The sequence below is a fragment of the Streptomyces sp. IBSBF 3136 genome, assembly GCF_036815105.1.
GTDB lineage: Bacteria > Actinomycetota > Actinomycetes > Streptomycetales > Streptomycetaceae > Streptomyces.
The window spans coordinates 1-4,134 of the sequence record NZ_JAJSZC010000437.1 but is presented as its reverse complement, the minus strand read 5'-3'; the positions used below and the strand labels follow the sequence as shown (position 1 = coordinate 4,134).

Here is a 4,134-nt window from a genome sequence, read left to right as displayed (position 1 = left end):
CCGGTGCCCACCGCGGCCGGGTCCGCGGAGGGCGGGGGCGCGCTCGCGGCCGCGGTGGGCTCCGGTGCGCGGGCGCCCGGGACCGCGGCGGGTTCGCCCGGCTGGGCGGCCCGCGTCCCGGTGGCCTGCGTTCCGGCGGCCTGCGTTCCGGCGTCGGCCCTCGTGGCCTTCTCCGCGGGCCTCTTATCGGTCTTCTCGGTCTTGCTCTTGCCGGACTTGTGCTTCGAGGTGGCTGACTTCTTCGTCACGGACTGGTCTCCCGGGCGAGGGTCGGGTCGGACGTGGCGAGGCGGCGTACCGCCGAGAGGGGGACCGCCAGCCAGTCGGGGCGGTGCCGGGCCTCGTAGACGACCTCGTAGACGGCCTTGTCGGTCTCATAGGCCCGCAGCAGCACCGGATCGGTGCGCGGGTCGCGGCCGGCGACCTCCGCGTACCCGGCGCAGTACGCCGACCGGCACCGGTGGGCCCACTCCGGAGCCGGCGGACTCGCCGAGTGGGCGGCGTAGTCGAAGGAGCGCAGCATCCCGGCGATGTCCCGCAGCACCGGCTGCGGCATGCGCCGCTCGGCCAGCGGCCGGGCGGGCTCGCCCTCGAAGTCGATGAGGGACCACGCGCCGGACGGCGAGCGCAGGCACTGGCCGAGGTGCAGATCACCATGGACGCGCTGGGCGGTCCAGGTGCGCCCCTCGGCGGCCAGGTCGGCCAGCGCCTGGAAGGCGGAGCGCAGCCCCGGCTCGTACGGCCGCAGCGCTGGCACCGCCTGGACGGCCGCCTCGAGGCGCTCGGTCATGCCGTCGACCAGCAGCCCGAGCTGGGCCTGGCCCAGGGTGACCGTCGGCAGGGCGCGGGAGAGGGCGGTGTGCACCTCGGCGGTGGCCCGGCCCAGCGACCGGGCCTCCGCGACGAAGTCCTCGCCCTTGGCCAGCTCGCGCAGCGCCAGCTCCCAGCCGTCCGCGGCCCCGCTCACGAACGGCTGGAGCACGGCCAGCACGTACGAGTCGGCGTCCAGCTCGGCATGGAGCCAGCCCGTCGGCGCGGGCACCCGGGCACAGCCCTCGCGGGCCAGCGCCAGCGGTATCTCCAGATCGGGGTTGACACCGGGGACCACCCGGCGCAGCAGCTTCAGGATGAACGTATCGCCATAGACGATCGACGAGTTGGACTGCTCGGCGGTCATCACGCGCGCCACGAGTCCGTCCCGGATCTCCTGGCTCGGGTCCCGGTCGAAACGCAGCCCGCCGATGCGCGCCTGGGTGCGCAGGGCCTCCAGGAGCACGTCGGCGGGCCGGGGGTCGTACAGGGCCTCGTACACGGTGCGGCCGGCCAGCGGCCCCTCCGTGACATGTCCGATGAGCGCGGGCGCCAGCCGGGGCGGCAGCGCCTCGCGCACGCCTATGAGGAGCTGGTAGCAGTCGCCGGGGTGCGGTGGCGCACCCAGCACGGGTGGCTGGTGGACGCGCACGAGCAGGTGGTAGAGCCCGATCCGGCCGTCGGGCGGCAGCAGTTCGGTGACGGCCACCGGGGTGAGCCCGGTGACCGGGCGTCCCTTGCCGGCGAACCAGCGCTGCCGGGGCAGCCATTCGCACAACAGCGGTTCGAGCGAGGCGAGGGGGTGGCCGGATGAGGGGGTGGTGCCGAAGGGGGTGACCGTTTCCGCCACGGGCGTCACGTCCTTTCCCCGGGTCGTCGGGGTGTCACTGTTGCGTGCCCCGGGTGGGGCGGGGGAAACCGCCCCACGCGGGGTCTTCCCTATGCGGCTTCCCTGCGCAGCCGGAACCAGTAGAAGCCGTGGCCCGCCAGGGTCAGCAGGTACGGCAGCTCGCCGATGGCGGGGAAGCGCACCCCGCCGAACAGCTCGACCGGGTGCCGCCCGCCGAACCGGCTCAGGTCCAGCTCGGTGGGCTGCGCGAACCGCGAGAAGTTGTGCACGCACAGCACCAGGTCGTCCTCGTACTCGCGCAGGAACGCGATCACCGCCGGGTTCGAGNGCTCGGTGGGCTGCGCGAACCGCGAGAAGTTGTGCACGCACAGCACCAGGTCGTCCTCGTACTCGCGCAGGAACGCGATCACCGCCGGGTTCGAGGACTGCAGTTCGTCGTAGGACCCCAGTCCGAAGGCAGGATTCTGCTTGCGGATCTCGATCATGCGGCGGGTCCAGTGCAGCAGGGACGAGGGCGAGGACATGGACGCCTCGACGTTCGTCACCTGGTAGCCGTAGACCGGGTCCATGATCGTGGGCAGGAAGAGGCGTCCGGGGTCGCTGGAGGAGAAGCCGGCGTTGCGGTCGGGGGTCCACNACCTGGTAGCCGTAGACCGGGTCCATGATCGTGGGCAGGAAGAGGCGTCCGGGGTCGCTGGAGGAGAAGCCGGCGTTGCGGTCGGGGGTCCACTGCATGGGGGTGCGTACCGCGTCGCGGTCGCCGAGCCAGATGTTGTCGCCCATGCCGATCTCGTCGCCGTAGTAGAGGATCGGCGAGCCGGGCAGGGACAGCAGCAGGGCGGTGAACAGCTCGATCTGGTTGCGGTCGTTGTCGAGCAGGGGGGCGAGGCGGCGGCGGATGCCGATGTTGGCGCGCATACGCGGGTCCTTCGCGTACTCGGCCCACATGTAGTCGCGTTCCTCGTCGGTGACCATTTCGAGGGTCAGCTCGTCGTGGTTGCGCAGGAAGATGCCCCACTGGCAGTTGGAGGGGATCGCCGGGGTCTTGGCGAGGATCTCCGAGACGGGATAGCGGGACTCGCGGCGCACGGCCATGAAGATGCGCGGCATGACCGGGAAGTGGAACGCCATGTGGCACTCGTCGCCGCCGGACCGGTAGTCGCCGAAGTAGTCGACGACGTCCTCGGGCCACTGGTTGGCCTCGGCCAGCAGCACGGTGTCCGGGTACTGGGCGTCGATCTCCTTGCGCACCCGCTTCAGGAACTCGTGGGTCGCGGGGAGGTTCTCGCAGTTGGTGCCCTCCTCCGCGTACAGGTACGGCACGGCGTCCAGACGGAATCCGTCGATGCCCAGGTCAAGCCAGAACTTCAGCGCGGNGTACAGGTACGGCACGGCGTCCAGACGGAATCCGTCGATGCCCAGGTCAAGCCAGAACTTCAGCGCGGCCAGGATCTCCTCCTGCACGGCCGGGTTCTCGTAGTTGAGGTCCGGCTGGTGGGAGAAGAAGCGGTGGAAGTAGTACTGGCCGCGCACGGGGTCGAAGGTCCAGTTGGAGACCTCCGTGTCCACGAAGATGATCCGCGCGTCCTCGTACTGCTTGTCGTCGTCGGCCCACATGTAGTAGTCGCCGTAGGGGCCGTCGGGGTTCGTGCGGGACTCCTGGAACCACGGGTGCTGGTCGCTGGTGTGGTTCATGACGAAGTCGATGATCACGCGCATGCCGTGCTGGTGCGCGGCGTCCGCGAACTCCACGAAGTCGGCGAGGTCGCCGAACTCGGGCAGTACCGAGGTGTAGTCGGAGACGTCGTAACCGCCGTCACGCAGCGGCGACTTGAAGAACGGCGGCAGCCACAGGCAGTCGACACCCAGCCATTGCAGATAGTCGAGTTTCGAGGTCAGGCCCTTGAGATCGCCGATGCCGTCGCCGTCGCTGTCCTGGAAGGAGCGGACCAGGACCTCGTAGAAGACGGCGCGCTTGAACCACTCCGGATCCCGGTCCTTGGCGGGGGTGTCCTCGAAGGTGTCCGGCACGGGGTCGTTGACAGTCATGGCGCTGAGGGCCCTCCGATCTGTGGCGTCGATCGCCCGACATGGAGCACGTGCGCCGGCGTCCGGCCGGGCGTGAGGCGCACGTAGTTGGTCCTGCCCCAGTGGTAGGTCTCCCCTGTCAGTTCGTCGCGCGCGGACAGGGTGTCGTCCCATTCCAGGCCGAGTTGCGGCATGTCCAACGAGACCGTGGCCTCCTGGGTGTGGTGCGGGTCGAGGTTGACGACCACGATGACCGTGTCCGGGCCCGTGCTCTTGCTGTAGGCGAGCACCTGGTCGTTGTCGGTCCGGTGGAAGCGGAGGTTCCGCAGGCGCTGTAGCGCGGGGTGCTCCCGGCGGACGGTGTTGAGCCGGGTGATGAGGGGGGCCAGGGTGCGGCCCTCGCGGGCGGCGGCTTCCCAGTCGCGGGGTTTGAGCTGGTACTTCTC

General features: G+C 70.4%; 2 protein-coding genes and 2 pseudogenes. All 4 read right to left on the bottom strand.

Features of this window, described 5'->3' with window-relative positions:
- Nucleotides 1–248, bottom strand: a pseudogene (locus tag V7E45_RS39980) (hypothetical protein); the annotation flags it as partial.
- Nucleotides 245–1,660, bottom strand: coding sequence for a maltokinase N-terminal cap-like domain-containing protein (locus V7E45_RS39975; protein ID WP_333779201.1), 1,416 nt, complete (start codon nucleotides 1,658–1,660; stop codon nucleotides 245–247). The pseudogene V7E45_RS39980 and the gene V7E45_RS39975, both read right to left, overlap by 4 nt.
- 89 nt (nucleotides 1,661–1,749) lie before the next feature.
- A pseudogene (locus V7E45_RS39970) lies at nucleotides 1,750–3,709 on the bottom strand (maltose alpha-D-glucosyltransferase).
- On the bottom strand, nucleotides 3,706–4,134 hold a 429-nt coding region (locus tag V7E45_RS39965), incomplete at its 5' end, for an alpha-glucosidase C-terminal domain-containing protein (RefSeq protein ID WP_333779200.1). The gene V7E45_RS39965 and the pseudogene V7E45_RS39970, both read right to left, overlap by 4 nt.